17 protein-coding genes and 1 pseudogene are annotated in these 15,937 nt (G+C 27.5%); 4 read left to right on the top strand and 14 right to left on the bottom strand.

Annotated features, from left to right (window positions below; translation table 11 throughout):
* A pseudogene (locus ARA19_RS03945) lies at nucleotides 1–356 on the bottom strand (hypothetical protein); the annotation flags it as partial.
* 231 nt (nucleotides 357–587) lie between these two features.
* A complete protein-coding gene (locus ARA19_RS03940) occupies nucleotides 588–1,001 on the bottom strand; it encodes a hypothetical protein (protein WP_055069639.1) in 414 nt (137 codons plus the stop codon).
* A 697-nt stretch (nucleotides 1,002–1,698) separates the two neighbouring features.
* Here ARA19_RS03940 and ARA19_RS03935 point away from each other — a divergent pair.
* The gene (locus ARA19_RS03935) at nucleotides 1,699–2,031 is read left to right on the top strand and encodes a HesB-like protein (RefSeq protein ID WP_055069638.1); all 333 of its coding nucleotides are present in this window, start codon (nucleotides 1,699–1,701) and stop codon (nucleotides 2,029–2,031) included.
* A 160-nt stretch (nucleotides 2,032–2,191) separates the two neighbouring features.
* Here ARA19_RS03935 and ARA19_RS03930 read toward each other — a convergent pair whose 3' ends face one another.
* The 3 genes from ARA19_RS03930 to ARA19_RS03920 all read right to left on the bottom strand — a co-directional run bounded on the left by ARA19_RS03930 (nucleotide 2,192) and on the right by ARA19_RS03920 (nucleotide 5,180).
* Entirely contained in the window at nucleotides 2,192–3,217 is a 1,026-nt protein-coding gene (locus tag ARA19_RS03930; RefSeq protein WP_055069637.1) for an ABC transporter substrate-binding protein, read from the bottom strand.
* A 62-nt stretch (nucleotides 3,218–3,279) separates the two neighbouring features.
* Entirely contained in the window at nucleotides 3,280–4,113 is an 834-nt protein-coding gene (locus ARA19_RS03925) for an ABC transporter ATP-binding protein (RefSeq protein WP_055069636.1), read from the bottom strand.
* Nucleotides 4,113–5,180 (bottom strand): FecCD family ABC transporter permease, encoded by a 1,068-nt coding sequence (locus ARA19_RS03920; protein WP_055069635.1) that lies wholly within the window; start codon nucleotides 5,178–5,180, stop codon nucleotides 4,113–4,115. The genes ARA19_RS03925 and ARA19_RS03920 overlap by 1 nt, the downstream gene beginning before the upstream one ends.
* A gap of 261 nt (nucleotides 5,181–5,441) precedes the next feature.
* Here ARA19_RS03920 and ARA19_RS03915 point away from each other — a divergent pair, with 261 nt between their 5' ends.
* Together ARA19_RS03915 and ARA19_RS03910 are read left to right on the top strand one after the other, a co-directional pair.
* On the top strand, nucleotides 5,442–5,621 hold the full coding sequence (locus ARA19_RS03915; protein ID WP_055069634.1) for a hypothetical protein: 180 nt from the start codon (nucleotides 5,442–5,444) through the stop codon (nucleotides 5,619–5,621).
* A 225-nt stretch (nucleotides 5,622–5,846) separates the two neighbouring features.
* The gene (locus ARA19_RS03910; protein WP_055069633.1) at nucleotides 5,847–6,404 is read left to right on the top strand and encodes a hypothetical protein; all 558 of its coding nucleotides are present in this window, start codon (nucleotides 5,847–5,849) and stop codon (nucleotides 6,402–6,404) included.
* On the opposite strand, the gene ARA19_RS03905 is transcribed toward ARA19_RS03910, so the two are convergent.
* The 7 genes from ARA19_RS03905 to yjbM form a co-directional block, all read right to left on the bottom strand.
* Nucleotides 6,399–7,676, bottom strand: a complete 1,278-nt coding sequence (locus ARA19_RS03905; protein WP_055069632.1) for a hypothetical protein — start codon at nucleotides 7,674–7,676, stop codon at nucleotides 6,399–6,401. The two genes, ARA19_RS03910 and ARA19_RS03905, sit on opposite strands and share 6 nt — an antisense overlap.
* On the bottom strand, nucleotides 7,669–8,238 hold the full coding sequence (locus tag ARA19_RS03900) for a sigma-70 family RNA polymerase sigma factor (protein WP_055069631.1): 570 nt from the start codon (nucleotides 8,236–8,238) through the stop codon (nucleotides 7,669–7,671). The genes ARA19_RS03905 and ARA19_RS03900 overlap by 8 nt, the downstream gene beginning before the upstream one ends.
* Nucleotides 8,239–8,551: 313 nt before the next feature.
* Nucleotides 8,552–9,898 carry a vWA domain-containing protein gene (locus ARA19_RS03895; RefSeq protein WP_055069630.1) on the bottom strand — a complete coding sequence of 449 codons (1,347 nt, stop codon included), beginning with the start codon at nucleotides 9,896–9,898 and terminating at the stop codon, nucleotides 8,552–8,554.
* A gap of 81 nt (nucleotides 9,899–9,979) precedes the next feature.
* The gene (locus tag ARA19_RS03890; protein WP_055069629.1) at nucleotides 9,980–11,080 is read right to left on the bottom strand and encodes an ATP-binding protein; all 1,101 of its coding nucleotides are present in this window, start codon (nucleotides 11,078–11,080) and stop codon (nucleotides 9,980–9,982) included.
* A gap of 24 nt (nucleotides 11,081–11,104) precedes the next feature.
* Nucleotides 11,105–11,884: a DUF4116 domain-containing protein gene (locus tag ARA19_RS03885; RefSeq protein WP_055069628.1), complete on the bottom strand. Its 780-nt coding sequence runs from the start codon at nucleotides 11,882–11,884 to the stop codon at nucleotides 11,105–11,107.
* A 190-nt stretch (nucleotides 11,885–12,074) separates the two neighbouring features.
* Complete coding sequence (locus ARA19_RS03880) at nucleotides 12,075–12,974, bottom strand: M14 family zinc carboxypeptidase (RefSeq protein WP_055069627.1); 900 nt, start codon at nucleotides 12,972–12,974, stop codon at nucleotides 12,075–12,077.
* 145 nt (nucleotides 12,975–13,119) lie between these two features.
* On the bottom strand, nucleotides 13,120–13,914 hold the full coding sequence (gene yjbM / locus ARA19_RS03875; RefSeq protein WP_055069626.1) for a GTP diphosphokinase: 795 nt from the start codon (nucleotides 13,912–13,914) through the stop codon (nucleotides 13,120–13,122).
* 249 nt (nucleotides 13,915–14,163) lie between these two features.
* Between yjbM and ARA19_RS03870 the strand changes: the two genes are divergently transcribed.
* The gene (locus ARA19_RS03870) at nucleotides 14,164–14,880 is read left to right on the top strand and encodes a DUF2225 domain-containing protein (RefSeq protein ID WP_055069625.1); all 717 of its coding nucleotides are present in this window, start codon (nucleotides 14,164–14,166) and stop codon (nucleotides 14,878–14,880) included.
* Between the two features lie 85 nt (nucleotides 14,881–14,965).
* On the opposite strand, the gene ARA19_RS03865 is transcribed toward ARA19_RS03870, so the two are convergent.
* Together ARA19_RS03865 and ARA19_RS03860 are read right to left on the bottom strand one after the other, a co-directional pair.
* Nucleotides 14,966–15,658, bottom strand: a complete 693-nt coding sequence (locus ARA19_RS03865; RefSeq protein WP_055069624.1) for a metallophosphoesterase — start codon at nucleotides 15,656–15,658, stop codon at nucleotides 14,966–14,968.
* Nucleotides 15,659–15,669: 11 nt separating this feature from the next.
* A complete protein-coding gene (locus tag ARA19_RS03860; protein WP_055069623.1) occupies nucleotides 15,670–15,930 on the bottom strand; it encodes an EscU/YscU/HrcU family type III secretion system export apparatus switch protein in 261 nt (86 codons plus the stop codon).
* Nucleotides 15,931–15,937: the final 7 nt, after the last annotated feature.

The raw sequence follows: 15,937 nt of genomic DNA, 5'->3' as shown, positions 1-15,937 counted from the left end.
ATAAGCTCTTTACTTTGCTCATAAACTATAATTTCATTAACAGTATCTTTTTTTGATATTTCTTGAACATAATATCCAAGTCCTAACCCTAAAACTCCTACTTTACCATTAGCATTTTTAATTGCTTCATATGTTCCCTGTATTTCTTTTGGAGATATTTCCATCACAAGTTTATTTTTATGTTTTAATATGATAGAACCTTCCCTAGTTCCATCTTCATTTTCGTACATATATCCCTTTTGATATTTGCTTTTTCTACCATAGGTAATTTTATACTCCCCTACTTCTCTTTTATTTATATATTTCTTGTATTCTCTTATTTTATCTTCACAATACTCTAATACATAAGGTGTCATTGTAAATTGCTCCAATCCTAACTTAAAATTTGTAAAATCTTGTATTTCTTTAATTAAGATAATTATAGTATAATTCCTTTAAATTTTCTATTGTATTATTTTATCTAATAACTAATATGCTCATTTCCTTTATAAAATGAAAATAAACTAATTATAAATTCTTAGATAATTTAAATGTAACTTTAACTCTATAATAAATTAAACTTTTTTCAATAAAAAATAATACTTAACTTAATATGGTAATAATTTGTTGCTATAATCCTCATTTCTAAATTCTTTCAAATACTTATCATAATATATTTTCTTAATTTTTTCATATTTTTCAATATTATCCTCAGTAATATTATAACCCAAATCTAGCAAGGTATCTCTTATAGATAATCTTTCAGCTAATCCTCTCCAAAAAATCACTTCATTATACGCATTTAAATACTTCTCATTAAAATCATATTCAAAGATACATTCTCCATTATCATCAATTTCAGCACCACCACACATAGAAATTAAACTTTCAAGAGCATCTTGTTTTTCTTCATCAATTCCAAAAGATTCTATCATAACAACAGCTCCTATTAAACTTAATTCCTTAATTATATCATATTGCTTTTTAGTTAATTTTTTTAAGTGATTAACCCGTCCAGTCACCTTTAGTCCCCCTTTATTCCCAATAAACTCATCAATAAAAAATAGTTGATAGTTTAAAACTTCCAATTTAAAATTTAAGTTGAATTTAAAATTCATTTTATTTTAACTCTTCACATTTTCTTTTTCAATGCTACAATAACATGTAGAAAAATAATTGAAGTAAATAAAATTACTTAACATAATATATAATCTAAATCAATTTTACCATTTTATGGTAATTTATAAAAGATTTTTTATTCCCTATTTTTCACTAACATTATGCATATTTAAGACAAATTTCGAAAAATATATTGAATATACATAGAGTTTTAACGCCTTAATTGAGGTAGAGTTTTGATTCTATCCGAATGCTTAATGGACGTTATCTAAAAACATGAGCCTGTTTATCTCCTACTTATAAAACATAAGAATGTTACACCCTCTAGCTATGAGATAAATTTTATATTAACACTTTTATATATTTAAAACTTAACTAAGGAAATTATTTAAATAAATAATATTTTGAAAAAGGAGTATAATTATATATGTAAGAATAAATTGACAAAATAATAATTGTTGAGTATTCTTATCAAGTTTTACTTGATTTTATTTTCATTTAGTATATAATTATATTAAGAATTAATTCCTTAATTCTTAATTGTGAATTTTAAATTGAATATTATTTAAACAATAAATATAATTAAGCAGGTGAATATATATGGAAAAAATATTAATAAGCGATGAAGCTTACAATGAATTTAAAGCATTTTTAGAAGAAAATAACATAGATAACTTCAGCATAAGAATAAACTTAGCTGGATACGGATGTAGTGGTCCTGCATTTAACATAAGTGTAGAAGACCCAACAGAAGAAGATGATGTTGTTAAAGTAAAAGACATGACATTCATATTTGAAAAGAAATTAACTGAAGAATTTGGAGGATTCCAATTCTTATCAACAGAAGAGAATGACGGAAGAGGACTTTCAGTGAAACCTATTATAGCTCCAGCTAACTCAGGATGCGGAAGTTGCGGTGGTGGATGTCACTAATTTCTAAAGGGTCATTCCAACTCAACCCAATTTACCAGACACTATAACCTTTATTAAAAAAGTATCTCAAAGAGGAATTTTTTCCTCTTTAGAGATACTCTTTTTTTATCTTAACTAAAATTGAAATAAAATTAAAACTCTACCTAATGCAAGTCTCAGTTTATTTATAAAAAATTTCATTCATTTTTTTAATAAGTTTTGTATTCCTAACTCCTGGTGATAAATCAGCAAGACCTATTACATGGAAATTATTATTTTTAACTGCATTTACTTCTTTTAAAGCTGGATGATTTTTTAAGAAATCTATTTTTTCTTGTGCTGGTTGTCCTGCTAAAAAGTCTGTAATTAATATTACATCAGGATTTGCTTTTACTATACTTTCGAAAGATACATTTTCATAAGGTTTTTTCAGATCTCCATAAATATTTTTTCCACCAGCTAATTCAATTAGATTATTTCCTAATCCTCCACCAACTACCATTGCATCTTTTTCACCTGAGTCATAAACCATAACCTTTACTTTTTCTTCATCTTTCTTATCTCCAATAGAAGCCTTTACATCAGATACATCCTTTTTCATAGCTTCTACAACTTCCTTAGCTTTCTCTTCAACACCAAATATTTTACCAAGCATTAAAAAGTCTTCATAAACATCTTCTATTGTTGAATCTCCTGTATATGACTTAGCTAAATATGGTGCAATCCCTCTTTCTACAAGCTCCTTTGCACTTCCTGTTGTTTCATCTGATATTGAAGAATCCCAACCACTAACGAAATCTGCTCCTGTAGCTACAAAAGCTTCTTTTGAAATTGAATGTCCTTCTCCAACCTCCATTACAGGTATTTTATCATAAGCCTCTTTAAATTCTGGTAATATGTCATTATCTAAAAGAGCTGTCCCAACCATTCTATCTCCTAAATCTAATGCTAATAACATCTCCGTCATAAATTGTGAAAGTGTAACTGCTTTTTGTGGTGCTTTTTCTACCTTAACATCTACCTTCTCTTTCCCATTATCATAAACATACTGAACTTCTTTAAAGGCTTTACTTTCTTCTCCCTCTTTTTGTTCAACTGCTGGTTTCTCATTACTCTCTTTCTTCTCATTACTTGAACATCCAGTAAATACTCCACCAATCATTGCAATTGATAATCCCATAGCTATTAATCTTGCTTTTTTACTCATAATTTAATTCTCCCCTAATTTAATTTTTTTATTTTATACCTTAAATGATATAACTTTCTCAATTAATGATTATGAATCCCTGTAAATCCATCATCATGTACATGGTCTTTCCCTAATCCATGAATATGTTCATGGGCTCCCATATAAAATATACACCTTTTCTTTGTTATAGGATTTACTCCTATATGACAATTAACATCAAAAAGTGTACTTAAAAGCTCTTCTGTTAATACATCTTCTGTTTTTCCACTTGTTATTACTTTCCCTTTTTTCATTACTATTAAATAATCACAATACATGGAAGCAATGTTCATATCGTGAATAGCTGCTAGTGTTGTTATATTAAGAGCTTTGACTATATCCATTATTTGAATTTGATATCCAATATCTAAATGATTTGTTGGTTCATCTAGTATTAAAAAATCAGCATCTTGAACCAAGGATCTTGCTATTAAAGTTCTTTGTTTTTCTCCACCCGATAAAGTATTAAAAATTCTATGTGTATGTTCTGTTAGTCCAACCCTCTTTATCATTTTATGAACTATTTCCATATCGTTCTTTGAATAATCTTCAAATACTGATTTATAGGGATATCTTCCCATTTTCACAATATCTTCTACTGTAAAATCAAATTGAGTTGAACTTTCTTGTGCTAAAACTGAAACTTCCCTTGCACATTCCTTTGAACTCATTTTGAATATAGACTTTCCATCAAGAAGAATTTCCCCACTTTTAGGCTTGTATACTCTATAAATATTTTTAAGTAAAGTTGACTTCCCTGAACCATTTGGACCTATGATTCCAACAAAGCTTCCCTTTGGAACTTCTATTGCTACATCATTAAGAATTTTTTTCTTATCTATGATGAATTCTAAATTTTTAACTGTAAGCTTCATTAATTTTTACCTCCAAATGAATACTCATTTCTAGATATTAACCATAAGAAGAATGGACCCCCAATTATTGATGTTATTATTCCTATTGGAATTTCCCTTGGAGAAAATGCTGCTCTTGCAATGACATCAGCCCAAACTAAAAATACAGCTCCAGTTAAGCTTGAAAGTATTATTAACTTTCTATGATTACTTCCTGATATATGCCTACAAATATGAGGAATTATAAGTCCTATAAATCCAATAGCTCCCGTTATGGAAACTAAAGCTGATGTTAAAAGTGTTGCTCCAAGAATTATCAAAGATTTTATAAGTCTTACATTCATTCCTAAAACTACAGCACTATCATCACCAAATAATAATAAATCCATAGATTTAGAAAGCATAATAGATAAAATTAGTATTCCAACTAAAATTACACTAGGTAATAAAAGTACTTCATATCTTCCTCCCCCTAAACTTCCCATTATCCAAAACATAGCTGATTTTGCTTGATTTGAATTCTCTGCAGAATAAATTAATATATTAGTTATGGCTGAAAATATAGTCGAAATAGCTAAACCTGATAAAACTAGTCTAGTTGTAGATGTACTTTTTCCCCATTGTGTTCCTATAATGAAAACTAACGCTCCACATAAAATTGACCCAATAAAAGCACCTAATGCAACAGTTAATCCTCCAGCTGCTAAAGATGAACCAAAAACAATAATAAAAACTGCTCCAGCAGATGCACCTGATGATATTCCTAATATGTACGGATCAGCAATTGAATTTCTAGTTACACATTGCATTAATACACCACAAATAGCAAGACCTGCCCCTGTTATAATTCCTAATACCACTCTAGGAACCCTTATTTGCCATATGATTTGCTCAACACTTTTATCCCATACCACTGGAAAAATTTCTTTACCTGTTAACTTATTCCCCAGAAACTTATAAACAATATCTGGTTCGATATAAGTACTTCCTATAGCAATAGCAACAATAAGAGATACTCCAAGTAATATTAATAAAGTTATTGTCCAAAAAATAAAACCTTTATTGTTTGACTTTTTTATTATATCCATAACCTCCTTCCTTCAAATTACTTTCACACTAGTTATATTAATACATTTTATTACTTTTTCCCATATTTTTTCTATTAAATTAATGGTAACTTTATGAATTAATTGAAAATTTATTATCATTAGATAAATTATATTCAATTGAATTTACTTTCTCTATTTCACTTTGTATACTTTATGTTAAATTACATTTATTTATATTTTTAGAATTTTATTTATGTTATAATAATTAATGTTAATTAATTAAATAAGGGGGATATTATAATGTGTAAAGATTGCGGATGTGCTGAAAAAATTCAAGAAGAAGTATGTAACTGTGGTTGCGAAGAACATAGCCATAACCATGCAGATACTTGTCACTGTGGATGTGAGGAACATGCTCATACTCATGAAGGATTATGTGATTGCGGTTGTGAAGAACATAAAACTCATAGCCATAAATAAATTGAAATTTAGTTTAGATAGGGTTAAAACTCTACTCGAATTAAGTCTACATTTATATTAGCTATAACTAATTACTATATGAAAATACAGCTCTATTTTAATAATTTTAAAGAGCTGTATTTTTATTTAATTAATTTTTTCTATTCATTACTAAAAAATAAATTTAAATAACCGACTATATAATAAGACTTAAAACCAAAACTTATTTTATATTAGGAGTTATATATGAAAAAATTTATCTTATTGATACCAGCACTACTTCTTACTCTATCTCTCTCTAGTTGCTCTAAAAACAATAATTCATTAAATAAAAATACTTCTGAAAAATCAACCTTATCACAAAGTTATTCTAGCAATAACCAGGATGCTAATAACACTGAAAACTCAGAAATAAAAGAAATTAAGGATACCTATATCTTTCAAAATATTAATTCCTCTAAATCTATTGATGAAGCAGAAAAAAGAAAGCTTATAGAAGAAACAATTACCAAAACTATTGCTAATATAGATGAACCTATTCTAGCTTGTTTCGATAATTCTTCCTTAAAAAGTATAAAATCAAAGCAAATTGCTCTTGAAATAACCTATAATGATGAAAAAAACTTTTCTTATATAAATAAAGAAAATATAGAGGAAAAAATCCCTTATAAAACTGTTCACTTATTAAGCAATTCCAAAAAACTAGGAACTAATATCTATAACATAGTTATCCTACAAAATGGACATTCCTATAGGGCTTTTACCTCAACTTATGATTATAGTAATTTATTTAATGGACTATAATTTTAACTTCCATTTTCCATACTTTCTTAGCTGGATACTATTAATTTCAAAATTAAAAGTACCAGCTAATTTATCTATTAAATTAACATCATTAATATCAATATTTATAATTATTGACTTATCCTCTTCACTAGCTCCTATAGTACCATGAGGTATTGTTCCTGTTCCTCTCATAATTGCTATCATATTATCTTCTTTGCCATACTTATCAACATCAAATTTTAAATTTAGATTATTCCCTTCCCTATTAACACTTTTTAATAAAATTTTTTCATCTAACTCCTCTATATTAATAACTTCATTAATTTCTACGCTCTCACCGTCTTTAGGAATATTTATTTTAATTTTTTTATTATTTTTTAAAATATAATTTATATCTAATTCATCAATTTCAACTAACAAATTCCCATCATAACTATCCTTTATTAGAAACTCCTTTCCATTTCCAGATATATTTGAATAATCAAAATTTATATTTTTACCTTTAGAATCTGTTATCTTCATATGTTGCTTATTAAATTCTGTATATCCTACATTATTTAAATTAAAATCCTCTCCCCCTATAAAATCTATATAAGTCTGATTCTCAAATTCATAAGTTACAGCAGAAATTATTGTTTTATCATCAATTAATACTTTATTATCACCTATGGACTTATTTTCTTTAATATTACCTAAATTAACTTTTCCAATAGTTTCATCGCCTACTAATAATTCAAAAAAATCTATATTACTATCAATATTATTAAATGAAGCTCTTAAGCACTTTTTTCCTCCATCACTTCCAATACCATAATTATCTATGACTCTTACTTCATTATTGGGTAATTTTATTTTTATATCACGTTCAAGATTATATTCACTAAAACCTTCTAAAATCCATAGCTCTAAATCTAACTTTTTATTATTACTAATTGCACCTTTAATCAAAAAATTTCCCTTTTCACTTTTAAAATTCACGGGAACTATAAGCACCTTAGCATTAGCATCATTAGTAACTCCTATTCCTGGAACAAAAAATAATTTTTCCTTTATTTCTGCTATGACTTCTTGTCCTAAAGGTGATATAACTATGAAAAACAAAGATGCTGTTGCTATAGTTGAAGCAATTACTTTATTTCTCTTACTAAAACTCCTCTTAATTCTTTTCTTAACTTTTTTATTAACTCTTTTCTTTGATACTTCATCTAACTCTATTTCAATAACATCATCTAAATCAAAATTTATATCATTAGCTAATTCATAAATATCCTTATCTCTGTTATTATTCATAAATTTTCTCCCCTTTCCTCTCACAATATTCTCTTTTAATCTTCACCCTTGCTCTACTCACTTTTGTATCTATAGAACTAACTGTTAACCCTAAAATAGATGATATTTTTTTTGAACTATAACCATAAATAAATTTCATTATAAAAATACTTTTATCCGGTTCCTTAAGTGAGTTTATAAGTAATAAACTTTCCTTAGAGCTCATTGATAAAATAACTTCATCTTCAATATTTATACTATTATCTACCTCATCTCCTGTAACTTCATCATAATTAATGCTTTTTTTAATTTTTCTATAATAATCAATAGCCTTAAATTTACTAACACCAGCAACCCAATTTTTAAAATTCTCCTTATTTCCTTTAAACTTTTCACTATTCTCCCAAATACCTATAAAAATATCGGCAATACATTCTTCAATTTCTTCTTCCCTTTGAAACATTCCAATTATATTCCTAACAACACCATTAACAACTGCACCATATTCGTTAATTACATACTCTAAAGCTCTTGGATTCTTCATCTTAAGTTTCATTATAAAATTATTATCATTAACTTCCATAAGTCTTTTTTATAATATTTTCATAAAAAGCTAAATTCCTCGCTCCTATAAAAAATATTATTCCCCCTCCTCTTGTTAAAACTCTCAATATTAACTCTTCTCATATTATAAAACGAATCCTAAATTCATAATCTTACAGTACCATTTTATATTTATAAAATTTACATTTTCATTATAATAAGCTCTCTTTATTCACATAACACTAATATTAAATAACATATTAGAACTATAAAATATAAAATTTCATATAAAAAAGAGATATATGAAACTCCTTCATATATCTCCTATGCTTTTAGTATATATATTTATAAAACTAGCATCTTCCCCAATAGTTTATATTTTCTCTAAGTATATCAAGAGAAGATTCAACCTTTTCTACTTCTTCTCTTTCTAATCTTTTTATAATTCCAAAAGGTCTTTCAAGACTTAATTCCTCTTCTTTATCTGTTAACACCCAAATAGTTTTTATATTTATTGGCCTAGTTTCTAATTCCTTTTCACCAACACCATCTGTAAAGTAAACTAATATATAATCTCTTAAGTTATTATCCTTTATATATCTAAATACAGGAGAAAACTTAGTTGATCCATTTTTTTTACTTCTTGGTTTCATATCCTTTGGTGTCTTTAAATCATAGACTCTTCTAATTTCATCATCACATTCTAAAACAGTTATTTCTGCATCCTTTGCTCTAGCCATAGATAATATCTCAATTATTATTTTTTCAACTTCAGCATCAGTCATAGAGGCTGATATATCAATAGCTACTAAAATTTTAGGAATATGATTAGCAAGTCTACCTCTTAAATCTAGCCTATTTGGCATTCTTCTATCTTTTCTAGTTATAGTTTTTCTATAACCTCTTTTAGTGTTGCTTATTAAACTTCTTAAAATCTCTTGCCAGCTTATTTCTCCCTTTTCTTTCATTAAGTCCATAGCCTTAGCAATATCCTTTGGAGCTCCACCTTTAAAAGCATTAATAGCAACCTTTCTAGTAAGTGCCTTTGTACTATCTAAGTTAAATCCAGCACTTTCCCAACCATCATGGGCACTTTCTTGCTCAATACCATCCTTTATAACAGAGGCATCATTACTAATAATAGGTTCATGCTTCTTAGCTCTAATTCTTATAACTTCCTCTATTTTATGTGCATAAGCTTCCATAGTCATATTTTCATCAAGTTCTAAACCAAACTCCGCATTGACATCATAAAGTCTTCTACAATAAGGAGGTAAATCCTTTATATACTGATTTATAGAAATGTCCATAGCAATACTAACAGCAAGTTTAGAATATTTATTTTTTAGAACATTAGCTCTCTCATAATGATTCATCATAATATGATAAATTTCATGTTTTAATAAAGCCTCCATTTCTACTTCTGAATTATCAAGAAAAGTACTAGGATTAAAGGACATAATAAATTCTCCTTTTCCTGGCACAGTAGAAATAGGCCAACTTATAGTAAAATCAATATCTCTTCTAACCTGAACAAGAAATTGCCCAAAGAATCCACTTTCTCTTTCATAAAGCTTAATAGTTAAAGACTCTACAAGCTTAAAAAAGTCCTTTCTGAATTTATCAGAAAGGGGTTTAGTTCCCTCTGCAATTTCAAAAGCTTCGCTACAAAGCACCCTTCTACTTTCTTCAAAAGACATCAAACCCCTCCTTTCATTTAAGTTTAAAATTTCAAATTATACATTAACTAAAATTTAATCTAACTTTTTGATTTTTAACTTCTAGCTATATATTTCAAAAAAGACTTCAAGGAATCTATCATTTTCTAAGAAACTATTATAAAGACTATCTTTATATTCATTTTTAATTTCTTTCATTACTGCAAGTGCTAAATCTTTTGGGAAACTCTTTAACATCTCTGCAAATATATCTATATTAGTATCCTTATTTTCATTTCTCTCTATATAGTTTAATGATGATTTAGCTAATATATATAGTCTTGAATGATTTTCTTTTTCTATTATTTCTTTCACATCAAAACTAAGTACATTACTAATAAATATTTCTTCTGGTTTTATTAATGGATTATCTATATTGTTTATGTATGATATGAAATCCTGTGCTACTGTAGCTCCAACATTTCCTTTTACCACATTATAAAAAATATCCTCTGAATATCCCTCTGATTTTGAATAAACCTTATAAGCCTTTGATACTCTTTCCCAACTTCTAGGGGTTGCTATTACAGTTTCTCTTGTGTCTGGTCTATTTAAATATTCTGGGAAGGCTGATAAAAATTCTATTACTATAGGATTTACTTCTCCTTCTCCCATTGCCCACTTCATCCAAGCTTTTATATCTGATTCCATGTTAATCCATACAAATCTATCTTCTTGAGCTTCATCCATATCTACAACATCATAATTAGAATTTTCATAATCATCATATTTATTAGATGGATTCATAGCTGCTACTACTCTTACTGAATCACTTAATTTATATCCGTTAATTTCTCTATTTAAAATAAGGTTCATAAGTTCTTGTTGAACTGCATGTTCACATCTATTAAGTTCATCTATAAATAAAAGAACATCTCTTCCACTTTCAATAGCTTTATCTACTTCATTTAGCTTAGTATGAGTAGCATAAATTGTAACTTTTCTTTCTATACCATTAAAACTTTTATTTTCTACAACAGGTAGTCCCCCAATTTCTCCTTCTTTTAAAAGGTTACCGTCTATAGTTATTAATGCATAATTATTTTTCACACTCAAATCTTTAACAAGAGCTGTTTTTCCTATACCAGCATCTCCTATTATTAATGGAACCTCTCCCATTTCTAAAACTAATTGAACTGCCTTTGAGGCTTCTCTGTAATTCATTTAAATTCACCAACTCTCTATTTCTTAAAAGCTTAATTTATAATCTACAACTATTTGTTTGCACTTTTTACTTCCATACTCTTTAATAAGTCCTAACTTATCCATTTCTAAGACCTTAAGTTCTAAAAAGTTTATAACATAATCTCTATCTATATTTTCACTACTTAACTTTTCTTGTAATACAGTTTCCACCATATCTAAATCTATACTTTCATATAAAAACTTAACTACTTCTATATTATCCTCAACAAATTTTTCAATATCATCATAATCATAATAATCTATGTAGTTTATAGCCTCAGCACTTTTCTTTACTGCTGCTCTCATTACTTCAAGACTAGGTCCTTTTATAAATTTAATAGCACCCCATTGATTTTCCACTGCTGCCATTTGAACTCTCTCTGAAGGATTTTCTATATATTTTATTGAATCATAATCCTTTTGAACAGCCATAACTTGAAGGTCTTCACTAGCATCCTTAACATATTGGATTGCCCAACCTTTTGCATCTAAGGCTTCCTTTATAACCTCTTCACTTGGATTTTCTATTAAATTTAATACATTCCATGTTGCTCTTACAGCTATTTTTTTTATTTCATCATCAGCATTTTTTATATGTTCAATAGCTGATGGACTTCTTTTAATTGCTTCTATTTGAATCTCTCTTGATGGATTTTCTAAATATTGAATTAAAAAGGCATTATTCTTAATAGCCTCTAATTGAATTTCCTCTGATGGATTTTTTATATCTTTTATCATTAAAGGATTTTTCCTAATTTCAACTAATAAATCCTTATTTTCCATAGTATACACCTCATTTTTTTTTACAAACTAATATTGAGCTTCCTACTCAAACATTACATATTTCATTATCCTTAACAAAGAGTCCCCCTTTGCTTAAGAAAAAAGCTATAATATTGGGTGTAATACCCTACTATTACACTCAACATTATAGCATAAAAATAATTATTATTAAATAATAATTATCCTCTTATTATCTATCATAATTTTTTAACAAAGCTACAATTCCATTATATAACTTTTCTTTGTAATTTTCACGTTCTATATCCTCTTTATTATTAGGCTTAGGCAATTCAACTAAAGAGACCCCTGCCCCCAAAGCTTTTGCATAAGCAATTAAATATCCTTTAAAATTATTATTTAATTCTCTATTTTTAAATCCAAATTCAATATCAAAATATTTTCCAACATCACTATCTCCTATAGTTTCATTTAGCCATCCATGAACATCTAATAAAACTAATCTATCGGACTCTTTATTAATATTAAAAACTAAATTTGCTAACTCCTTTGACTCTGGCACAGATAATGGTTCCTCTCCATTATAGTTTCTATAATTTTTATTTGTTTCAAATTCTATTGGAAAATTTCTATTTAAGTCAATTTTATTAGTTACTTGACATCGTCCTGGCCCATTATTAGTATAGCCATCTAAGAGTCCATCAGGATTAGATGATGGTATTATATAAATACTCCATTCCTTTACATCTAACCCATCATATTCTTTAGAAAGTCTATGTATTATATATTCAGAAATCTTTGATAATTCATAACCATCCTTAGGCCATGCATCTTCAAATCCATGTATACCAAAATTAATTATTAAACTCTTATGTCCTGTTCCGATTTTATAAAAATATAAATTTCTTCCTAGTCCACTTTTCCCATATATACCCTTCACTATATTTTCGTCAACTTCAAAATTATTGAATTCTTCTAAAATCTCATCATTTTTAATTGCTTCATTTACATCCTTAAACTTCGAATTAAACATTTCATTATTTATAGACATAGCAGCTGTACTTACTCCTAATCCTATAACTAGAACTATAGAACTAATTAGAAAAAATTTATTTTTATCCTTGTCTCTCATTTAGTGCCCCCAATTTCATTAGTTATTTTTAAAAATTTCTATGAAAATAGACCATACACAAAACTAATAGAATACTCTTCTTCTATCAGTTTTGATATAGTCTATATTGCTCCAAACTTCACCTATATTAAATTTCATTTTATATTTAAAATTCTTTAAACTTTTCTATATCTTTTCTTATACTATTTAAAAGATTATTAAGTTCCCAAATTTCACTTTCTTCTATTAATTTGTTTAAGGTCATTTGATATCTTGAAGCCTCTGCAATTTTACCTATAGATATAAGAGTCAAAATATTATTCATTATATTTGTGATAATGTCTGATTTGATTTCAAATAATTTTTGAGCATCCATAATTTCATCTTTTATAGTTAACATTTCCTCATCTAGATTAAAGGCAGCATCAGCAGCATTTTTTAACTTCTTTTGTATTTCTGGAGGTACATTCTTTTTATATTTATAATTTAAAGAATGCTCTATAGTTGCCCAGAAATTCATAGCTAAAGTTCTTATTTGAAATTCTGCTAATATCATTTTTTCTCCCTCTGCCATATTAACTGGATATCTTATTACAATGTGATAACTTCTATATCCACTAACCTTTACATTGCTTATATAGTCCTTTTCATATAATATTTGCATGTCCTTCCTAGAACGTAATATTTCTATTACCTTATATATATCATCAACAAACTGGCACATTATCCTTATACCAGCAATGTCTTCAAGTTCGTACTCAACTCTGCTAATTGGGATATTATACTTATTAGCTTTTTCTAAAATACTAGAAACCTCTTTTACTCTTCCTGTTACAAACTCTATAGGGGAATACTCATTTTTCCTTCTATATTCTTTTCTTATACTTCTTAGCTTTACTTTTAGTTCATCAACAGCCTGTTCATAAGGTGTCAAAAACTGTTTCCAATCATTTATAGCCAAAGTATATCACCTACCCTTTTATTCTCATTACATACTGAATTATATATTACCTTTTTTATTAAGTTAACATAAAGCTCTAGAATTCTCTTTCACTAGAAATAGCCTAATACTCAATTCACATAAAGATAAAAATTCCTTATTCATTATATCAAAAAAAGGAGTAAAATTAAATGATTTCCATACGATAATTTAAATGATTGACTAGAAAAATCAAACTATATACATTGCTAAAATAAGGAGACATATATTATGAATTTAACAAATAACTTAAATCATCAAAAGCAAAAGTTATCTAATAATTCTTTAAAAGAAAATTTATATAATAAAAAAGTAACCTGCCCCGTTTGTGATAATGTTTTTGATGCAAAGGTTAACAAAGCAAAAAAAGCTATAATAGCAGGTAAAGATTCTGATTTTTTTATAAGATATAAAGTTATAAATCCATACTTCTATGAAATATGGCTTTGTCCTTATTGTGGCTATGCAGCTATGAAAAGCGAATTTTTACTAATCAAAGATGTACAAAAAGAAAAAATAAAATCACAAATAAGCTCTAAATGGACTCCAAGAAAATACCCAGATTTATATGATGAAAATACAGCTATAGATAGATTTAAATTAGCTTTATTAACTGCAATTGTTATAGGTTCAAAAGAAAGTACCAAAGCAATGCTTTCATTAAAAATAGCTTGGATGTACAGACTTCTTGAAAAAAAGGAAGAAGAAATGGATTATTTAAAAAGAGCCATAGAAGGACTAAATTCAACTTACTACAATGAAAGTCTACCTATATACGGTCTTGATCAGTTTAATATTTTATACTTAATAGGGGAACTAAAAAGAAGAACAGGAGAAAATCAAGAAGCTTTAAGATATTTTGGTGAATTACTAGTTGAAAGAAATGCCTCTCAAAAAATAAAAGAAATGGCCCGTGATATGAAAGATATTATAAAATCCCAAAATTAAACAAAAGAGACTATACTCTAAAGTAGTAAAACTTAAAAATCTACTTTCGATTTAGTCTCTTTTCTATTAAATTTATAAGGAATTTTTACTCTTCTATTAAAATAGGACTAAAGTCTATAAAGTCACAGCTAGTTAATAAATATTCAATGTTATTTCTTTCTCCATTAAGTACCCATTTTCTATCTGCATTATGTAAATGCCCGTATATTACCTTTTTAACATTATACTCTTTAAATATGTCCATAAAGTCTGTATCCTTTAAGCTTTCTGTACAAGGGGGATAATGCATCATTACTATTATTTTTTCATATCCTGCTTTTTTTGCAGCTTCTAACGATAATTTCAATCTTCCTTTTTCTCTTTCAAAGATTTTCTTATCATGTTCAGTAAATTTTTTCTCTGTTCCTTCACAGATCCATCCTCTTGTTCCACATATGGCAATATCTTCATAATTAAAGAAGTTATTTTGTATAAATTTCATATCATCATATAAGGCATTAAGCTTGCTTATGCTACTCCACCAATAATCATGATTTCCTTTTACTAATATTTTTTTTCCTGGAAGGTTATGAACCCACTCTAAATCTGCTTTACCAGCTTTAATGTCCATAGACCAAGAGATGTCACCTGCAATGAGAACAGTATCTTCATTTTTTACTTTTTTAAGCCAAGCTTCCTTTATTTTTTCATGATGGTCAATCCAATGTTCTCCAAAAATCCCCATCGGCTTATCTGTTGTCAAAGCAAGGTGTAAATCTGAAATAGCATATAAAGCCATAAATCTTCCTCCTAATTATTTTTTCCATCTAATTCTGTTATATAAGCTATAACATTAGCTACAGCATCATACAATTCATATGGAATAGAATCTCCAGCATCTACATTACAAAGCAAATCAGTTAGCTCCTTATTATAAACAATAGGTACTTCATTTTCTTTTGCTCTTTCAATTATATTGTCAGCTATTATTCCCATTCCAACAGCAGAAACTACTGGCGCATCAAAATTATCCTTATAGGTTAATGCTGCTGCTTTTTTTCTGTAGTCCATATGTTTT

Source organism: Clostridium massiliamazoniense, from assembly GCF_001403635.1.
In the GTDB taxonomy this organism is placed as follows: Bacteria; Bacillota; Clostridia; order Clostridiales; family Clostridiaceae; genus Sarcina; species Sarcina massiliamazoniense.
This window is presented reverse-complemented; position numbering and strand designations above follow the sequence as displayed.

What these genes read in the sequence shown, in the direction of transcription:
- ARA19_RS03935 (WP_055069638.1), top strand. Translation starts at nt 1,699, where the DNA reads ATGGAAAAAATATTAATAAGCGATGAAGCTTACAATGAATTTAAAGCA.
- ARA19_RS03930 (WP_055069637.1), bottom strand. Translation starts at nt 3,217, where the DNA reads ATGAGTAAAAAAGCAAGATTAATAGCTATGGGATTATCAATTGCAATG.
- ARA19_RS03925 (WP_055069636.1), bottom strand. Translation starts at nt 4,113, where the DNA reads ATGAAGCTTACAGTTAAAAATTTAGAATTCATCATAGATAAGAAAAAA.
- ARA19_RS03920 (WP_055069635.1), bottom strand. Translation starts at nt 5,180, where the DNA reads ATGGATATAATAAAAAAGTCAAACAATAAAGGTTTTATTTTTTGGACA.
- ARA19_RS03915 (WP_055069634.1), top strand. Translation starts at nt 5,442, where the DNA reads ATGTGTAAAGATTGCGGATGTGCTGAAAAAATTCAAGAAGAAGTATGT.
- ARA19_RS03910 (WP_055069633.1), top strand. Translation starts at nt 5,847, where the DNA reads ATGAAAAAATTTATCTTATTGATACCAGCACTACTTCTTACTCTATCT.
- ARA19_RS03905 (WP_055069632.1), bottom strand. Translation starts at nt 7,676, where the DNA reads ATGAATAATAACAGAGATAAGGATATTTATGAATTAGCTAATGATATA.
- ARA19_RS03900 (WP_055069631.1), bottom strand. Translation starts at nt 8,238, where the DNA reads ATGGAAGTTAATGATAATAATTTTATAATGAAACTTAAGATGAAGAAT.
- ARA19_RS03895 (WP_055069630.1), bottom strand. Translation starts at nt 9,898, where the DNA reads ATGTCTTTTGAAGAAAGTAGAAGGGTGCTTTGTAGCGAAGCTTTTGAA.
- ARA19_RS03890 (WP_055069629.1), bottom strand. Translation starts at nt 11,080, where the DNA reads ATGAATTACAGAGAAGCCTCAAAGGCAGTTCAATTAGTTTTAGAAATG.
- ARA19_RS03885 (WP_055069628.1), bottom strand. Translation starts at nt 11,884, where the DNA reads ATGGAAAATAAGGATTTATTAGTTGAAATTAGGAAAAATCCTTTAATG.
- ARA19_RS03880 (WP_055069627.1), bottom strand. Translation starts at nt 12,974, where the DNA reads ATGAGAGACAAGGATAAAAATAAATTTTTTCTAATTAGTTCTATAGTT.
- ARA19_RS03870 (WP_055069625.1), top strand. Translation starts at nt 14,164, where the DNA reads ATGAATTTAACAAATAACTTAAATCATCAAAAGCAAAAGTTATCTAAT.
- ARA19_RS03865 (WP_055069624.1), bottom strand. Translation starts at nt 15,658, where the DNA reads ATGGCTTTATATGCTATTTCAGATTTACACCTTGCTTTGACAACAGAT.
- ARA19_RS03860 (WP_055069623.1), bottom strand. Translation starts at nt 15,930, where the DNA reads ATGGACTACAGAAAAAAAGCAGCAGCATTAACCTATAAGGATAATTTT.